Here is a 16,133-nt window from a genome sequence, read left to right as displayed (position 1 = left end):
GCGGCAGATCTTGCAAGACCACCATGCAGGTGTACTAGAAGCGCAGCACCCGCTCCAGGACCGGCCGGAAGTGCGCGAAGTCCCGGGTCGGGGCCGCCGGGTCCTTGGCCGCGTCGTCCCAGCGGCGCACCGCGACGGCCGCCCCGGCGTGGGGCTCCGCCTCGAAGGACGCGATCTCCTCGGGGCTCATCGGGCCGCCCTGCACGCCCAGCGTGTACACCGAGGCGGCCGACAGCCGGGCGTGGTAGTCGGGCTCGACGGCGCACAGGTAGCGCTTCGCGGCCACGTGCAGCCGGACCGGGTCGGTGACCGCGACCGGGAACCACCGCGCGAGCCAGTCCGCCCCGGCGTGGCTGTGCCGGTTGTCGGTGCCGGCCATCAGGTCGGCCCCGGTCACCTCGCCGGTGAAGTGCCCGACGTCGTGCAGCAGCGCGGCGGCGACCAGGGTGTCGGGGGCGCCGGCGGCCTCGGCCAGGGTCGCCGCCTGGAGCATGTGGACGGCCTGGGTGACGTCCTCACCCAGGTAGTCGGCGGCGCCCGCCCCGGCGAACAGGTCCGCGAGCGTGTCCACCGGGGACCGGCGGCGCAGCACGGCCAGGTCGCTGGCCACGGCGTCGAGGTCGGCGTAGCAGCCCTGCAGGTGCCGGGCCGCGCTCTCCGTGAACGCCGTGCGGGCGTGCAGCATCCGGGTGTTGTCGAAGACCAGGCAGTCGCCCGGTACGAGCCGGAAGTCCAGCCTCAGGTCCGGCCGGGCGATGATCCCGGCGAACGTCCGGTACGCCGCGTAGAAGGCCACCAGCTCGGCGTGCGGGGCGCGCAGCGGCCGGGCCGAGCGGTTGTTGAACCGGACCTCCCGGATCCGGCCGCGCGGGTCGAGCCCGATCAGCGGCCGGCTCGCGGACAGGTCGGTGTCCGGGTCGGCGTAGCGGAAGGTCACCGGGGTGCCGGCCAGCACCGCGAACGCCGCCGGGTCCTCCGCGCGGAGCAGCGCCGCCGCCGCGAACCCGTCGACCAGCCCGGAGTCGCCCCCGGTACCCTCCGGCGCGGCGACCAGGCAGTGCAGGAGCTGGACGGTCGGCACCGGGTCGCGGTACGGGTTGTCGGTGTGCGGGGCGATCTCCCGGCCGGTGAACGCCAGGTTGGTCGGGTTCTCCGCCACCCTGACCTCGAAGAGCGTGCCGTAGTTGGTCTCCCGGACGTACCCGAAGCCCCGGGCGACGTCGAGGACCGTCCGGTCGGCGGTGGGCACGCCGCGCAGCAGCACCCCGCCGCGGCGCAGCAGCGCGTCGAGGGCGGCGGTCCGGTCGGCCCGGAACTCCGGCCAGGACACGGACGCGAGGTCCGCGCCGAACTCCTTGCCGTCCTCGGTCCGCTCGTCGGGGGCGGCCGGGGCGAGCAGCCAGTCCCGGGCGAAGGTCGACACGTGCCCGTCGGGGGCGAACGTGACGGTCACCGTCGTCCCGTCGTCGTGCGCCTCGGCCACGGCCAGGTCGGCGGGCAGGTCCGCGATGCCGAACAGTTTCTGGCCGCTGCGCGGGTCGGCGCACTCGGGACAGCCGCAGTTGTCGCGGAGCCAGACGGCGGGGAGGGTGAGGTGGTCCACGGACACGGTCACGACTTCTGCCTCTCGAGCACGCTGGCGGCGACGGAGTTGTGCACGGTCACGGCGACGGCGTCGCCCAGGTAGCGGTCCTCGGACCACTCCAGGGGCCGGCCGTCGGGATCGGTGGTGCGGCGGCGTTCCCGCAGCAGCGGAGTGCCGGGGGCGCAGCCGAGCAGGGCGGCGTCCTCCTCGTCGGCGGGTACCGCGTCGAGGGTGTGTTCGGCGTGCGCGAACACGATGCCGAGTTCGCCGAGCCGCTCGCAGATGGACTCGGTGTCGGTGTCGATCCCGGCGACCAGCGCGCCGACCCGGTCCACGTAGGCCGTGCGTTCGATCATCACGGGCCGGCCGGACAGCAGCCGGACCCGGGTGAGGTGGTGGATCCGGTCCTCGCCGAGCGCGTCGCGCTCCCCCGGGCTGGCCTCGCGGCGGACCAGCGCGATCTTCCGGCCGGCCGGCGTCTCGCCGAGCGAGCGGGCCCACAGCGAGAAGCTGCGCAGCTCGGCGAAGCTCTGCACCCGGGGCGCGGCGAGCACCGTGCGCCGGGCGCCCTGGTGGGAGGCGATCAGGCCGTCGGCGCGCAGCAGGGCGAACGTCTGGCGGACCGTGCCCCGGGACACGTCGTGACGTTCGGCGAGTTCGCTCTCGGAGGGCAGGCGGGAGCCGGGCGGGTAGGTGCCGTCGGTGATCGCGGCCCGGAGTTCGGCCGCGAGGTCGCGGAATCTGGCTGACATGGCAGCCATGTTGCCACTTGGCTATACAAGCTTCCAGGGGTGCGCGGCGGAGTTCACCGGACGTTCACCGGTGGGCCCGGTTCACCGCAGCCCCGTGTATGCCGCCATCGCCCGCACCTGGTGCGCGAACCACGCGTCCCGTTCGAGGATCGTGTTGTTGATCCGGCCGAACAGTTCGAAGCTGATCGCCCCGAACAGTTCCGTCCAGGCGAGCAGCCCCCGGACCATCGCGTACTCCGGCACGTCGGCCCCGGTGAACTCCGCGATCCGGCGCACCTCGGCGGCGAGCGCGGGCGGCAGCGGGTCGTCCCCGTGGTCGACCAGCAGGCCCGCGCGCCAGGCGTCGGCCAGGATCCCGCCGAGCAGGACGACGGGCCGGGTGGACGGCTCGACGGTGTCCATCGGGGCCGCGTACCCGGGCACGGGGCTGCCGTAGATCAGCGCGTACTCCTCCGGGTGGGCCAGCGCCCAGCCCCGCAGGCCGTCCGCCACGGCGAGCCACCGGCCGAGCAGGTCACCCCGGGGCACGGCCGCCTCGGCGCGCTCGGCCGCGTCGCCCATCGCGTTGTACGCGTCGAGGATCAGCGCGGTGAGCAGGTCGTCGCGGCTCGCGAAGTACCGGTAGACGGCCGAGGAGACCATGCCGAGGTCTCGGGCGACGGCGCGCAGGGAGAGGTTCGCCCCGTCGACGGCGAGGTGCCGGCGCGCGACCCGTTTGATCTCGTCGACCATCTCGGCGCGGATCCGGGCCCGGATGGAGGCCGCTTTCTGCTCTGCCATGCCAGGAGTATCGCACAGTTTCGAGAGCACTGCTCTTGACAGCGAGCACCCGCCCGGGAGAGCATGACTCTTGTTGGAGAGCACTGCTCTCGACGACCCTCCCGAAGGAGCACCACGATGCACGTCATCCTCGGCGCCGGCGCCGTCGGCACCGCCGTCGCCACCCAGCTGGCAGCACGCGGCGAGCAGGTCCGGGTCCTCAGCCGGCGCGGCGCGGGCCCCGAGCACCCGGCGGTCGAACGGGTCGCGGCCGACGCCACCGACACCGCCCGGCTCAACGCGCTCACCGCGGACGCGACCGTGCTCTACAACTGCGCCAACCCCGAGTACCACCGCTGGCTCACCGACTGGCCCCCGATCGCCGCCGCGCTGCTCACCGCCGCCGAGCGCAGCGGGGCCGTGCTCGCCACCACCGGCAACCTCTACGGGTACGGGCCCGTGACCGGCCCGATCACGCCGGAGACCCCGCTCGCCGCCACCCACCCGAAGCTGCACCTGCGCGCCCAGATGTGGCGCGACGCGCTCGCCCTGCACGAGGCCGGCCGGATCCGGGCCACCGAGGTCCGGGGCAGCGACTACCTCGAAGCCAACTCGATCTTCACGTACCTGGCGGGGCCGGTCCGGGCGGGCAAGCGGGTCCAGTCCCCGGTGCCGGTCGACGTGCCGCACAGCTGGACGTCGATCACCGACGTGGCGCGCACCCTGATCGCGGCGGCCGGCGACGAGCGGGGCTGGGGCCGGGCGTGGCTCGTGCCCTCGAACCCGCCGATGACCGTCCGCGACCTGACGAACCGGTTCGCCACGGTGGTCGGGGCGCCGGAGCCGACGGTGAGCGCGCTGCCGTACCCGGTGCTGTGGACCATGGGGGTGTTCAACACGATGGCGCGGGAGCTGCGCACGACGCTGTACCAGTTCGAGAAGCCCTTCGTCCTCGACGCGTCCCTGACCGAGCGGACGTTCGGCATCACGCCCTCCGACCTGGACGGGGCACTGCGGGTCGCGTGACCGCCACGGCCGGACCAGCGGGGTCCGTGGCTCCCGGCGCCGCGCGCCGGAAACTCGGCGGCCCGGGTGGGCACGGGGGAACTAGGCTGCACCCGTGATCACCGTGCCGGGGGCAGCCCGGAGCACCGAGGACCCGTTGCCGACCGAGCTGCCCGGCTCCCCCGAGGCCGCGCTGGAACTCGCCGGGCACTACCTCCGGCGCGGCGCGGAGCACTGGCCGGACTGGCGGGCCGGGGACCTGCCCGTCCCGGTCCGGGTGGCGTGGCTCCGGGCCGAGATCGCGCACCGGCCGGACGCCCTGCGCGCCGAACCGGCCGGCGAACCGCTCTACCAGGCGGTGCACGGGCTCACCGGAGCCGACCTGCCGGCGCCGGAGGCGTTCCTGACCGAGCTGACGGGGACCCGTCGGGATCTGGTCCTGTGGGGTGAGGCCGTCCGGCTGGCGCGGGAGGCCCTGCACGCCGGACCCCTCGCCCCGGACCGGGCCGGCGCGCTGCTCGCCCGCCTCCTCGGTCGGTGTGCCGTTCCCCCGGGTGGGAGCGACGGGCCCGGACAGGCCCCGCCGCGGACCGTGCCACCCGGGGAGCCCGACTCGTGGCTGGTGGCGGCCGTGTTGCGGGAGTGGGCCCAGCCGTGGGCGGTGATGGTCGGCCTGCCCGCCGCCGCGCTCCGTCCCCTCCTCGACCACCCGGAGGCCGTCGACGTCGCGGCCCGGCACGGTCACACCGACCTGCTGTGGGAGGTGGCGACCGACGAGGCCGCCCCCGAGGACGCCCGGTGCCGGGCACTGGAGGCGCTCGGCGGGCTCGTGGACCGCTCCGACCTCGACGCGCTGCTCGCGGTGGCCGCCACCGACCCGCTGCTGTTCGGCGGCCCGGCCCTGGCCGCCCTGCGCGCGGCCCACCAGCGCGGACACTTCCCCGCCGACCCCACCGCGACCCTGGACCTGGCGCTGGCCGACCACGGGACGGCCGCCACGGAGATCGCCGCCGTGCTGTACACGTGCCGGCACGCCGCCCTCGCCGCGCTCGCCGACGTCGCCCCCGACGATCCGAGCTGGCCGCGCCGCCTCGACCTGCTGGTGGCGCTCGCCGACCAGGGCGCGGGAACGCCGGCGGTCGGCGACGCGATCGCGGCCGTGCTGCCCGGGGTCACCGACCCCGCACCGTTCCTGCACGCTCTCCGGGTACTGCGGCACCCGCCCGCCGAACCCGCCCTCCTCGACGCGCTCCCCCGCGCGGCCGGCCCGGCCCTGGAGGCGCTCGCCCCGATCGCCGGCGCCCGTACCGTCGCGGCACTGCGGGACGGGCTGCTCGGGCCGACGGTCGCCCCGCACCTCCGCCCGGTCCGGTACCGCGCCCTCGAACTCCTCTGGCACCTCACCGACGAGCCCGCCGACCGGGCCGGGCTGGTCCGCCGGCTCGACCCGCGCGACCTGCCCCGGGAGATCGCCCGCGACCTCGGCGCCCCGGACGGGTCCGAACTGGCCCTGCTGGCCGCCGACTTCGCACCGGACCGGCCGGATCAGGCGCTGGTCGCGCTGGCGAAGGTGGGCGGGGCGCGCGCCTTACCCGCGCTGACGGACCTGCTCCGGCGGGTCGTGTCCGCGGAACCGGTCCCGATCCCGCGCGACCACGACTACCTCCACCCACGGCGTCTCACCGGGACCCGGGCGGGCACGGGTTCCGCCCGGGTCGACACCGCAGGCGACGGGGCGGGCAAAGCCGGACCTCCGGCAGGTCGGGAACCCGCGCTGCCGGTCGAGGTGACCGACGCGCTGCGGGCGCTCGGCGGGCGGCTGCACGACCGGGGCCGGATCCGGCCGGTGGGCCTGCTCGGCGCGCGGGACGCCCGGGCCGCCGGGGACGCGTTCCTCGCCGGACTGTGCCTGGACCTGCTCGACCGGCCCGACCTGGCCGCGGCGGAACGGGCCACCCTCCTGGAGGTCCTGGCCGACGCGCCGCACCCCGACACCCGGCGCCGGGTGTACCCGCTGCTCCGGGACCGCGACCGGCGCGTCCGGCAACGGGTGATCGGGCTGCTCGCGGCGGACGCCCGGACCCTGTCGGCGAGCCTGGTACCCCTGACCACGGACCGCGATCCGGGTACCGTCCGCGAGGCGCTCCTCGCGCTCGGCACCGCCCGGGCCACCTGGGCGGCCACCGCCGTCGCCGCGTGCCTCGAACACCCGGCCATGGCCGTGAAGAAGACGGCGGCGGCGACCCTCGCGGTGGCGGGCACGCCGGAGGTCGTCCCCCGGCTGCTGTTCTGGTTGGGTCGGCACGACAACCCCGGGCTGCGTACCGCACTGGTGGAGGCGCTGCGGGCGATCCTGGGTCCCGCGTTCGCCGCGACGGTCCGCGCCGCCCGCGACCACGCCGCCGACGAGCGTTCCCGGGAGCTGCTCGGGGCGGTGCTCGACGGCGGGCCCGGGGCGGACCCGACGGGACAGTCCGCTGTGGACGCTCTGCTCCGGGACGGCTGGCGGGACGCGACCGCCGACCTGGTCCTGGCCGCCGAGCTGACAGCGGAGGAGCTGGCGAGGCTCCGTCCCCTGCTCCCCGACTGGCTCCGGTTCGCCGGGCGCCGGTCGGCGGCGGAGGTCCGGCGGCTGGTGGATCCGGCCGGGCGCCGACCGGGCCCGGAAGTGGAGCGGTCTGGCCGCGAGGCGGGCGGAAGCCGGTCGCCCGGAGGTTCCGACGTGGTACGGGTCGCGTTGCGGACCGCGCCCGGGCCCTGGTCGGCGGAGGAGTCGGCGGAACTCCTGCGGGGGTTCCCGATGCTGCTGGCGTGCCTGGGCACGATCGACGGGTCCGACCGGGACCTGCTGCTCGCGGTGCTCGAAGACCTCGCGCCCCGGCTGCGCCCCGACGAGGCGACGGATCTCGTCCGCGCGGTCCGGGAACGACCTCCGACCGCCGGCGGTGTGCGGGGCACGGTGACGCTGCTGCGGGCGGCGGGCGCGGTGCTCACCAGGGCCGACCTGGACCGCGCCCTCGCCGATGCCCTCCTCGGGCCCGATCCGTGGCGGGGCGTCGAGCGCACCCTGCGCGATGCCTTCGACCAGCCGCCCATCCCCGGTCGCGCCCCCGACTGGAACTCCGCACTGGCGGCGGCCGCTGCGACTCCGGCGGCGCTCCGGGAGTTCCGGCACGGCTCCGGAGCGGCCACCGACGGCTCTCCGCGGCCCGGCGCGACGTCGAAGGCCACAGTGGCCGACCGTCCCGGGGCACGGCGGCCGTCCGGCGACGGGCGGGCCAGTTCACGGGACCGGCTCGATGCTCTGATCAGGATGTATCCGACCGCCGACCGCGCCGTGCGGGAGCCGTTGCTCGACTGGATGCTCGACCTCCAACCGCTCGGCGCGGCCCCGTGGACCCTGGGCGAGCGGGCCGAGCTGTCCGACGGGTCGGCGTCAGCCGGCGGGCCCCGGTCGGAGGGCGACCGTGGAGGGGAGGGCCGGCGTCGAGCGACCGGCGGGCCCTGGGCCGACGGCGGACAGGGAGTGGCCGGGCCGCGGGTCGCGCGCCGGTCCGGGGCGCGGCGGGAGCAGCTGCGGGCGGCGTTGACCGGGGCGGATCCCGGTGCGCGGCGGGCGGCCGCCGAGGAGTTGGCTGGCTGGCCGGAGCCGGCGGAGCGGCTGGCGGTGCTGCGGGAGTACCTGGCCGGGCGGGTCGACGTGCCGATCGGCCGGGCGGTCGCCGAGCTGTTGCGCGCCGTGCCCGGGGCCGAGGTGGAGGCCGCCCGGCCGGACCGGGTGGTCGACGCCGTCCGGTGCCTCGACGGTCCGGGCCGGGCGGCGCACGCCCCGCTGCTGCTCGCCTGGTGGGAACAGGGGCGGATCTCCGGAACGGACCTTCGACAGGTACCCGACGAGGTGCTCTTCGATCTGGTCGGCCCCCGGATCTCGGCCGGCGAGGTCGGACTGGCGGCGGCGGTCGCCGGCCTGCGGGTGCCGTACACCCCGGAGCGGGCCGCGCTGCGACGCCGGGTGGCGGGGTTGGCTGACACGTTCACGCTGGTGGAGGGGCCGCTGCGCTCCCCGGCGGACGGCGCGCGCGACGGGGCGGCGCTCGCGGCGTTGCGCGAGCCCCCGCACCCGGCGACCCGGCGCGAACCCACCTGGGCGGAACTGCTCGACCGGGCCGGGACCGGCGACCCCGGGGAGGTCCGCCGGGCGCTCACCCTGCTCGGCGAGGCGCACGAGGACGGCCGGGGCGGCGAGGGGCTGCCGGACCTGCTGGCCCGGCTGCTCGGGCACGGCGAGCCCCGGGTCCGGCTGCACGCGCACCGGTTGTCGCGGCGGCTGCTGGACCGGGACACATTCCTCGGGCACACCGAGCTGTTGTTGCGCGACCCGCAGCCGGCGATCGTGCGCTCGGCGGTCACGGCCCTCGGGCACGCGGGGCACCGGCCGGCGGTCCCGGTGCTGGTCGAGCTGCTGACCCACCCGCATCCGGCGGTACGGCGCGCGTCGGCCGCCGCGTTGGTGCTGGTCGGGCCGGCGGCGGTGCCCGCGCTCCGGTACGCGGCGGGGCGGGCCCGACCGGACCGGCGGGCGGTGTACACGGCGGTGCTGGACCACCTGGGGTGACCCGGAGCCGCACGCCCGGTGGGCGTAGCGTTCGCGGCAGACGATCACGGGAGGAACCACAACATGATCAGCCGTACCGACGTCGAGGCCGCCGCCACCCGGATCGCCGGCCGGGTCCGCACCACCCCCGTCGCCCGGGTCGGGGCGGGCGCGTTCGGGCCGGCACCCGAGCTGTGGCTGAAGTTGGAGTTCCTCCAGCACACCGGCTCGTTCAAGGCCCGGGGCGCGTTCAACCGGATCCTGGCGGCCGCCGGGGCGGGCACCCTGCCGGACGCGGGGGTCGTCGCGGCGTCCGGGGGCAACGCGGGGCTGGCCGTGGCCTACGCGGCGTCGACCGTGGGCGTGCCCGCCGTCGTGTACGTGCCCACCACCGCCCCCCAGGTCAAGGTCGCCAAGCTGCACAAGCTGGGCGCGACGGTCCGCCAGGTCGGCGCGGAGTACGCGGAGGCCTACGGGGCGGCCGTCGGGTACGCGGCGGACACCGGCGCGCTGTTCTGCCACGCGTACGACCAGCCGGAGATCTGCGCCGGCCAGGGCACCCTCGGCCTGGAACTCCTCGACCAGCTCGGCGGCGAACTGGACACCGTCCTGGTCGCGGTCGGCGGCGGCGGGCTGCTCGCCGGGGTGGCCGCCGCGCTGGAGGGCCGCGCCCGGGTGGTGGCGGTGGAGCCCGAGGGCATCCCGACCCTGCACGACGCCCTCGCCGCCGGCCGCCCGGTCGACGTCGCGGTGGGCGGCGTCGCGGTGGACTCCCTCGGCGCGCGCCGGATCGGGGACATCGCGTTCGACGTGGCCACCCGGACGGAGGTGACCAGTATCCTCGTGTCCGACCAGGCGATCGTCGACGCGCGCCGGCTGCTGTGGGACCGCTGCCGGGTGGTGGTCGAGCACGGTACGGCGGCGGCGCTGGCGGCGGTGGCCACGGGCGGGTACGTGCCGGCGGACGGCGAGCGGGTCGCGGTGCTGCTGTGCGGGGCGAACACGGACCCGTCCGACCTGACCTGAGCGCACGTGCCGTGGCCGGTTCACCCCGAGTTCACGAACCGGCCACTATGGAGTCCCATCCTGTCGTCATGACATCTACGGGGCTGGGTGCGGCGTGCGGCGTGCTCTGAGCGTGCTGCTGGCGGTGGTGCTGATCGGCGGGGTGGTCACCGCGGTGCTGCTGGGCCGCGACGGTGACGGGGCGTCCGGCACGACGACCGTGCACGGGGTGATCGGCTCGGAGAAGCTGCCGTTCTTCGCCGACCCCGACGTGGTGGTGGCGTTCGCGAGGCACGGCCTGACCGTGAAGGTCGACCCGCTGGGCTCGCGGGAGATGGCGAACCGCGACCCGAAGACGTACGACTTCGCGTTCCCGTCCAGCGCCCCCACCGCCGAGCGGATCGAACGCCAGATCGGCACCGGCCGGCACTACACGCCGTTCTCGTCCCCGATGGCCGTGGCCACGTTCGCGCCGGTCGCCGAGCTGCTCGCCAGCCGCAAACTCGCCGCCAAGGACCCGGCGGGACACTGGACCCTGGACATGAAGGCGTACCTGGCGGCGGCCCGCGACGGGCTGCGCTGGGGGGACATCCCGAACAGCTCGGCCGTCGCGCTGCCGTCCCGGCACGTGCTCGTCACGACCACCGCGCCGCGCGCCTCGAACTCGGCGGCCATGTACGCGGCGGTCGCCGGCTACCTCGCCAACAACGAACGGGTCCTCGGCGACGAGGCCGAGGCCAGGGCGGTGCTCGACCGGGTCGGTCCGCTGTTCCGGGACCAGGGCTACCTGGAGACGTCGAGCGGCTACCCGTTCGAGAGCTACCTCTCCCAGGGCATGGGCTACTCGCCGATGGTGTGGATCTACGAGGCGCAGTACGTCGGGGCGAAGGTGAGGCCCGAGATGGCCCTGATGTACCCGTCGCCGACCATCCTGTCCCAGCACACGGTCGTGCCCCGCACCGACGGCGGCGACAAGGTCGGCAACCTGCTCGTCAACGATCCGGAGCTGCGGAAGCTGGCCGCCCGGCACGGGTTCCGCACCCCCGACACCGGTGCCGCGCTGCCCGCGCTCACCCAGACGGTGCCGCCGCCGTCCTACGACGTGCTCGAAGCACTCCTCGACGCCCTGCAACACTGAGGACCGACCATGCGACGCACCCTCGCCCTGCTCTCCGCCATGGCGCTGCTCGCCGGCTGCACGGCCGACGAGCCCGCCGTCAAGGACGACACGCACAAGGCCGCCGCCGGCACCCTGCGCGTGCTGGCCGGCAGCGAACTGGCCGACCTGGAGCCGATCCTGGAGGACCTGAACAAGGCCACCGGGGTCAAGGTCACCCTCGACTACACCGGCACCCTCGACGGGGTCGAACAGGTCACGTCCGGGACGGCCGGCAAGGACCACCAGGCGGTGTGGTTCTCCTCCAACCGGTACCTGGAGCTGCAGTCCGGGGCGCCGGGCCGGATCGGTACCCAGACCAAGGTGATGTCCTCCCCCGTCGTGCTCGGGATCAAGCAGTCCGTGGCGAAGTCCCTGGGCTGGGACGCCAAGCGGCCCAGCTGGCAGGAGATCGCCGACGCGGCGGCGGCGAAGAGGTTCAGCTACGGGATGACCAACCCGGCCGCGTCGAACTCCGGGTTCTCCGCCCTCGTCGCGCTCGCCACCGCCCTGTCCGGCAAGGGCACCGCGCTCACCGCCGAGCAGGTCGGGCCGGTCACGCCGAAGCTGCGGCAGTTCTTCGACGCGCAGGCGCTGACCTCGGGCTCCTCGGGCTGGCTGGCCGACACGTTCACCCGGAAGGGCGGCGTGGACGGCCTCGTCAACTACGAGTCGGTGCTGCTCTCCCTCAACGCGGGCGGCAAACTGCCCGAACCCCTCACCATGGTGTACCCGGCGGACGGGGTCGTCACCGCCGACTACCCGCTGACCCTGCTGTCCGGGGCCGACGCCGAGGTGAAGGACCGCTACCAGGCCGTCGTGGACTACCTGCGCCGGCCGGAGACCCAGAAGACCCTGATGGAGCGCACGTCGCGCCGGCCCGTGGTGCCCGGGGTGGCGCTGGCCGAGCGGTTCGGCGGCGGCACGCTGTTCGAGCTGCCGTTCCCGGTGAAGCTGGACACCGCGAACGCGCTGATCGACGCCTACAACAACGTGGCCCGCCGGCCGTCGAACACGATCTACGTGCTGGACCTGTCGGGCTCCATGAACGAGGATAACCGGCTCGCCGGGCCGAAGACCGCGCTCCTGGGCCTCACCGGGGCCGACACGAGCCTGTCCGGCCGGTTCTCGGGCTTCCACCAGCGCGAACAGGTGACCCTGCTGCCGTTCTCCAGCGCGCCGCGGCCGCCGAGCACGTTCACGGTGCCGCCCGACGCGCCCGGCCCGGTCCTCGACCAGATCAAGGGGGCGGTGAACGGCTTCCAGGCCAACGGTTCCACGGCGATCTACGACGCGATGCGCGAGGCGTACCGGATCGCGCAGGCCCAGCAGGAGGCCGATCCCGGGCGGGTCACCACGATCGTGCTGCTCACCGACGGGGAGGTCACGGCGGGGGCGAGCCTGAAGGGCTTCACGGAGCAGTACCAGAAACTGCCCGCCGCCACGAAGGCCGTGCCCGTGTTCCCGGTGCTGTTCGGGGAGAGCGCCGTGGAGGAGATGCGGGCCCTGGCCGCGCTGACCGGCGGGCGGACCTTCGACGGCCGGACCGGCACCCTGTCGGCGGTGTTCAAGGAGATCCGTGGGTATCAGTAGGTACCTGCAGTCCACCCGCAACCTGGTCGGCTCGGCCCTCGGGCTGGTCGCGCTCGGCCTGCACGCGCTGTCGGTCGCCGGCCGGTACTGGCCCCTGGTCGTCGCCGGCTCCTACCTCGCCGGGGTCCTGGCCACGCCCCCGGACCGCCGGGTGGCCCTGGCCCCGGAGCCGGCGGAGGAACTGCGGACCAGCCTCGCCCGGCTCGCCGCCACCGTCGAGGAGCACGAGCAGCGGCTGCCGCTCAGCGCCCTGGAACACTTCCGCCGCACCGTCGCCATGCTCGACGCGCTGCTGAAGGTACCCGTGGACCTGGCGGCGAACCCGGAGAACTGGTTCACCGCGCACACCGTGATCCAGGTGGACCTGCCGCTGGCCGTGGGGGCGTACCTGAACCAGCCGCGCTGGCACGCCGCGCTGCCCGGGGTCCGGCCCGGCGAGATGACGCTGATCGACGAACTCGAGGCGGTCGAGTCGAAGGTCGCGGGGGTCGCGCACTCGGTCTACGAGGAGTCGGTGCGCCGCGCCGCCGACGGTACCTGATCACGCTTTGTCCTGAATAATGACACCGTGGACAGAGAAGAGGAACGACTGCGGGGCGTGCGGTGCGCGGCGGAACTGTCGGCCCGCGACGTCCGCGCCGTGGCGCTGACCTGGGTGGACAATGCCGGCGTGACCCGGGTCAAGGGCGTGCCGACCGCCCGGCTCGCGCACGCGGCCGCCTGGGGGGTGGGGGCGTCGCCCGTGTTCGACGTGTTCGGAGTCGACGACGCCACCACGACGAGCGCGCACATCGGCGGCCCCGTCGGGGACCTGCGGCTGCACCCCGACCTCGACCAGCTCACCCCGCTCGGCGCGCAGCCCGGCTGGGCGTGGGCGCCGGCCGACAAGTGGACCCAGGAGGGCGTGCCGGCCGCGTCGTGCCAGCGCGGCTTCGCCCGGCGGATGGTCGCGCGGGCCGCCGAGCGCGGGCTGACGTTCAGCATGGCGTTCGAGGTGGAGTGGTTCGTCGGCGCGCCCGACGGCACCCCAGCGTGCGCGGGCTCGGCCTACGGGATGAACCGGCTGATCGCCGTTTCCGACTACCTCGCCGACCTGCTCGAAACCCTCGACCTCCAGGGGATACCGGTGGAGCAACTGCACCCCGAGTACTCCCCCGGCCAGTTCGAGCTGTCCGTGGCCGCGACCGGTCCCGTGGCGGCCGCCGACCTGACGGTGCTCGTCCGGCAGACGATCCGCGCGGTGTCTGCGCGGCACGGGTTCGGGGCGTCGTTCGCGCCCGTCGTGGTGCCCGACCAGGTCGGCAACGGCGCGCACCTGCACTTCTCCGCGCACGCCGACGGGCGCAACCTGTTCGCCGGGGGCCCGGGGCCGCACGGGATGACCGCGCGCGGCGAGGGGCTGCTCGCGTCGGTCCTGGCCCGGGTGCCGGCGCTGGTCGCGATCGGCGCGCCCGGGGTGGCCAGTCAGCTCCGGCTGGTCCCGCAGCGCTGGGCCGGCGCGTACCAGTGCTGGGGCCGGGAGAACCGGGAGGCGGTGCTGCGGTTCGTGACCGGGCCGGTGGGCGCGCGGGAGACGGCCGCGAACGCGGAGCTGAAGTGCGTGGACGGGGCGGCGAATCCGTATCTGGTGGTGGGGGCGGTGATCGCGGCGGCGCTCGGGGGCGAGGCGGGTGCCGGCGCGGCCGCGGCCGGGGACGCGGGCTGGGGCACGCTGCCGCCCGAGGTGACCGTCGACCCGGCGACCCTGGCCGAGCCCCCGCCCCGGCTGCCCGCCTCCGTGGCCGCCGCCCTCGACGCGCTCGCCGCCGACGACGTCCTCCCGGCGGCCCTGGGCCCCGAGCTGTCCGGGGCGTTCGTCGCCGTGCACCGCGCCGAGGCGGAACTGTTCGACGGCCGGACCCGCGCGGAGATCACGGAGGCGGTCCGGTGGACGTACTGATCGACCAGCACTGCCATTCCGTCCTCGCCGACGACGACGTGGACCTGGGCCGGTGGGCCACCGAGGCCGCGCACAGCACCCTCGACAGCCAGCTCGGCCTGGCCCTGCGCCGGTGGTGCGCCCCGGTCCTGGACCTGGAGCCGCACGCCCCGCTGGCCGTCTACGCCGCCCGGCGCCGGGAGCTGGGCGGCGCCGAGGTGAACCGGCGGATGCTGGCCGCCGCCCGGCTCGACACCCTGCTCGTGGACACCGGGCTGGACACCCCGGGGCTGCTGCCGCTCGCGGAGTTCGGCCGGCTGGCCCCGGTCCGGGAGGTGGTCCGGCTGGAGCACGTGGCGGAACGCGCGACCGGGGACTGGTCCGAGGCCCTGCACGCCGCGACGAGGAACGCGGTGGCAGTGAAGTCCATCGCCGCGTACCGGTGCGGGCTCGATCTCGATCCCCGGCGGCCCTCGGCGGGTGACGTGCGGCGGGCCCTCGCCGGGCACGCGGGCCGGCTGACCGATCCGGTTCTGGTCCGGCACCTGTTGTGGCTGGCCGTGGACCTGGGGCTGCCGATCCAGCTGCACACCGGGTTCGGGGACGACGACGTGCCGCTGGCGCGCGCCGATCCGGCCCTGCTCCAGCCGTGGCTCGCGGCGGTCGAGCCCTCGGGCGTGCCGGTGGTCCTGCTGCACTGCTACCCGTTCCACCGGCAGGCCGGCTGGCTGGCCCAGGTGTTCGGCAACGTGTACGCGGACGTGGGCCTCACGGTCGGCCAGCTCGGCACCCGGGCCACGGCGGTGCTGGGCGAGTTCTGCGAGCTGGCCCCGTTCGACCGGCTGCTGTTCTCCACGGACGCCTTCGGGCTCGCGGAGCTCTACGTGGTCGGGGCGGCCCAGTTCCGGCACTCCTGGCGGCTCCTGGTGGACGGCTGGCTGGCCGACGGGGCGCTGTCGCCCGCCGACGCGGCCGCGATCGGCACCCGGGTCGGCGCGGACAACGCCCGCCGGCTGTACGGGCTGGGGCAACCCGACCCGCCGCCCGTCAGCATGAATGAATAGTCCCAATTTAGCGAAATCCCCAATTTTGAGATGTCAGTAATTCAATACTTTGCCCTGAACCACTGTCGAGATTCAGGAGGCAGAGATGCGAAGAATCCTCATCGCGATCGGCGCGGCGCTCGCCGCGCTGGCCGTCTTTCCGGTCACGGCGCACGCCGAACCCGGTACCGGCCGGCACTGCGCCGTGCAGCTCACCCAGGACGGACCGCGGCACCAGTGCTTCGGCACGTTCCGGCAGGCCATCGCGTTCGGCACCGACGGGGCGATCACCAGCGCGCCCGACGCCACGGCCGCCGCGACCGACCCGGGGTTCCAGGCGGAGGTGGAACACCCGGCGACCCGCGCGGCGAACGTGCTGATCGGGATCGAGTACGACGCGACGAACTTCGGCGGCAACACCTTCTCGGTGTTCCGCACCGCCGCCTGCACCGGGCCCACCAACGACGTCGACAAGCAGATCGCCGACCTCGACGTGATCGGCTGGAACGACAAGGTGTCCTCGTTCCGGACCTACAACAACTGCATCGCCGACCACTACTACCTGGCCAACTTCGCCGGCGTGCACACCGGGTACCTCGGCTCGTCGGCGACCATGCCGGTCATCGGCGGCACCAACATGAACGACAACGCCCGCTCCATCCGCTGGAGCTGACCGTCCTCGATGGACCGGCCCGCGACGGGAGCCACCCGTCGCGGGGCCGG

The 16,133-nt window shown here is 75.1% G+C and carries 12 protein-coding genes; 9 read left to right on the top strand and 3 right to left on the bottom strand.

Annotated elements, in window-relative coordinates:
• Window positions 1-34 precede the first annotated feature (34 nt).
• From PT931_RS26355 to PT931_RS26345, 3 genes are all read right to left on the bottom strand, one after another.
• Window positions 35-1,615 carry a phosphonate degradation HD-domain oxygenase gene (locus PT931_RS26355; RefSeq protein WP_456248390.1) on the bottom strand — a complete coding sequence of 527 codons (1,581 nt, stop codon included), beginning with the start codon at window positions 1,613-1,615 and terminating at the stop codon, window positions 35-37.
• Complete coding sequence (locus tag PT931_RS26350) at window positions 1,612-2,337, bottom strand: GntR family transcriptional regulator (RefSeq protein WP_456248389.1); 726 nt, start codon at window positions 2,335-2,337, stop codon at window positions 1,612-1,614. Before PT931_RS26350 ends, PT931_RS26355 begins: the two co-directional genes overlap by 4 nt.
• Window positions 2,338-2,418: 81 nt before the next feature.
• Window positions 2,419-3,117: a TetR/AcrR family transcriptional regulator gene (locus tag PT931_RS26345; RefSeq protein ID WP_456248388.1), complete on the bottom strand. Its 699-nt coding sequence runs from the start codon at window positions 3,115-3,117 to the stop codon at window positions 2,419-2,421.
• 117 nt (window positions 3,118-3,234) lie between these two features.
• Here PT931_RS26345 and PT931_RS26340 point away from each other — a divergent pair, with 117 nt between their 5' ends.
• From PT931_RS26340 to PT931_RS26300, 9 genes are all read left to right on the top strand, one after another.
• Window positions 3,235-4,122: an NAD-dependent epimerase/dehydratase family protein gene (locus PT931_RS26340; protein WP_456248387.1), complete on the top strand. Its 888-nt coding sequence runs from the start codon at window positions 3,235-3,237 to the stop codon at window positions 4,120-4,122.
• A gap of 94 nt (window positions 4,123-4,216) precedes the next feature.
• Window positions 4,217-8,716 carry a HEAT repeat domain-containing protein gene (locus tag PT931_RS26335; RefSeq protein WP_456248386.1) on the top strand — a complete coding sequence of 1,500 codons (4,500 nt, stop codon included), beginning with the start codon at window positions 4,217-4,219 and terminating at the stop codon, window positions 8,714-8,716.
• A 63-nt stretch (window positions 8,717-8,779) separates the two neighbouring features.
• Window positions 8,780-9,721 carry a threonine/serine dehydratase gene (locus PT931_RS26330; protein WP_456248385.1) on the top strand — a complete coding sequence of 314 codons (942 nt, stop codon included), beginning with the start codon at window positions 8,780-8,782 and terminating at the stop codon, window positions 9,719-9,721.
• Window positions 9,722-9,815: 94 nt separating this feature from the next.
• Complete coding sequence (locus PT931_RS26325; protein WP_456248384.1) at window positions 9,816-10,838, top strand: hypothetical protein; 1,023 nt, start codon at window positions 9,816-9,818, stop codon at window positions 10,836-10,838.
• Window positions 10,839-10,847: 9 nt separating this feature from the next.
• On the top strand, window positions 10,848-12,449 hold the full coding sequence (locus PT931_RS26320; RefSeq protein WP_456248383.1) for an extracellular solute-binding protein: 1,602 nt from the start codon (window positions 10,848-10,850) through the stop codon (window positions 12,447-12,449).
• Window positions 12,436-12,990 (top strand): hypothetical protein, encoded by a 555-nt coding sequence (locus PT931_RS26315; RefSeq protein ID WP_456248382.1) that lies wholly within the window; start codon window positions 12,436-12,438, stop codon window positions 12,988-12,990. The genes PT931_RS26320 and PT931_RS26315 overlap by 14 nt, the downstream gene beginning before the upstream one ends.
• A gap of 27 nt (window positions 12,991-13,017) precedes the next feature.
• A complete protein-coding gene (locus PT931_RS26310) occupies window positions 13,018-14,388 on the top strand; it encodes a glutamine synthetase (protein WP_456248381.1) in 1,371 nt (456 codons plus the stop codon).
• Window positions 14,376-15,431, top strand: coding sequence for an amidohydrolase family protein (locus PT931_RS26305; RefSeq protein WP_456248380.1), 1,056 nt, complete (start codon window positions 14,376-14,378; stop codon window positions 15,429-15,431). The genes PT931_RS26310 and PT931_RS26305 overlap by 13 nt, the downstream gene beginning before the upstream one ends.
• An 85-nt stretch (window positions 15,432-15,516) precedes the next feature.
• Window positions 15,517-16,083, top strand: a complete 567-nt coding sequence (locus PT931_RS26300; protein WP_456248379.1) for a hypothetical protein — start codon at window positions 15,517-15,519, stop codon at window positions 16,081-16,083.
• Window positions 16,084-16,133: the final 50 nt, after the last annotated feature.

Source organism: Longispora urticae, assembly GCF_053902585.1.
This window is presented reverse-complemented; position numbering and strand designations above follow the sequence as displayed.

Excerpts from the sequence above, each read along its gene's own strand:
- PT931_RS26350 (WP_456248389.1), bottom strand. The coding sequence starts at position 2,337 with ATGTCAGCCAGATTCCGCGACCTCGCGGCCGAACTCCGGGCCGCGATC.
- PT931_RS26300 (WP_456248379.1), top strand. The coding sequence starts at position 15,517 with ATGCGAAGAATCCTCATCGCGATCGGCGCGGCGCTCGCCGCGCTGGCC.
- PT931_RS26330 (WP_456248385.1), top strand. The coding sequence starts at position 8,780 with ATGATCAGCCGTACCGACGTCGAGGCCGCCGCCACCCGGATCGCCGGC.
- PT931_RS26320 (WP_456248383.1), top strand. The coding sequence starts at position 10,848 with ATGCGACGCACCCTCGCCCTGCTCTCCGCCATGGCGCTGCTCGCCGGC.
- PT931_RS26340 (WP_456248387.1), top strand. The coding sequence starts at position 3,235 with ATGCACGTCATCCTCGGCGCCGGCGCCGTCGGCACCGCCGTCGCCACC.
- PT931_RS26345 (WP_456248388.1), bottom strand. The coding sequence starts at position 3,117 with ATGGCAGAGCAGAAAGCGGCCTCCATCCGGGCCCGGATCCGCGCCGAG.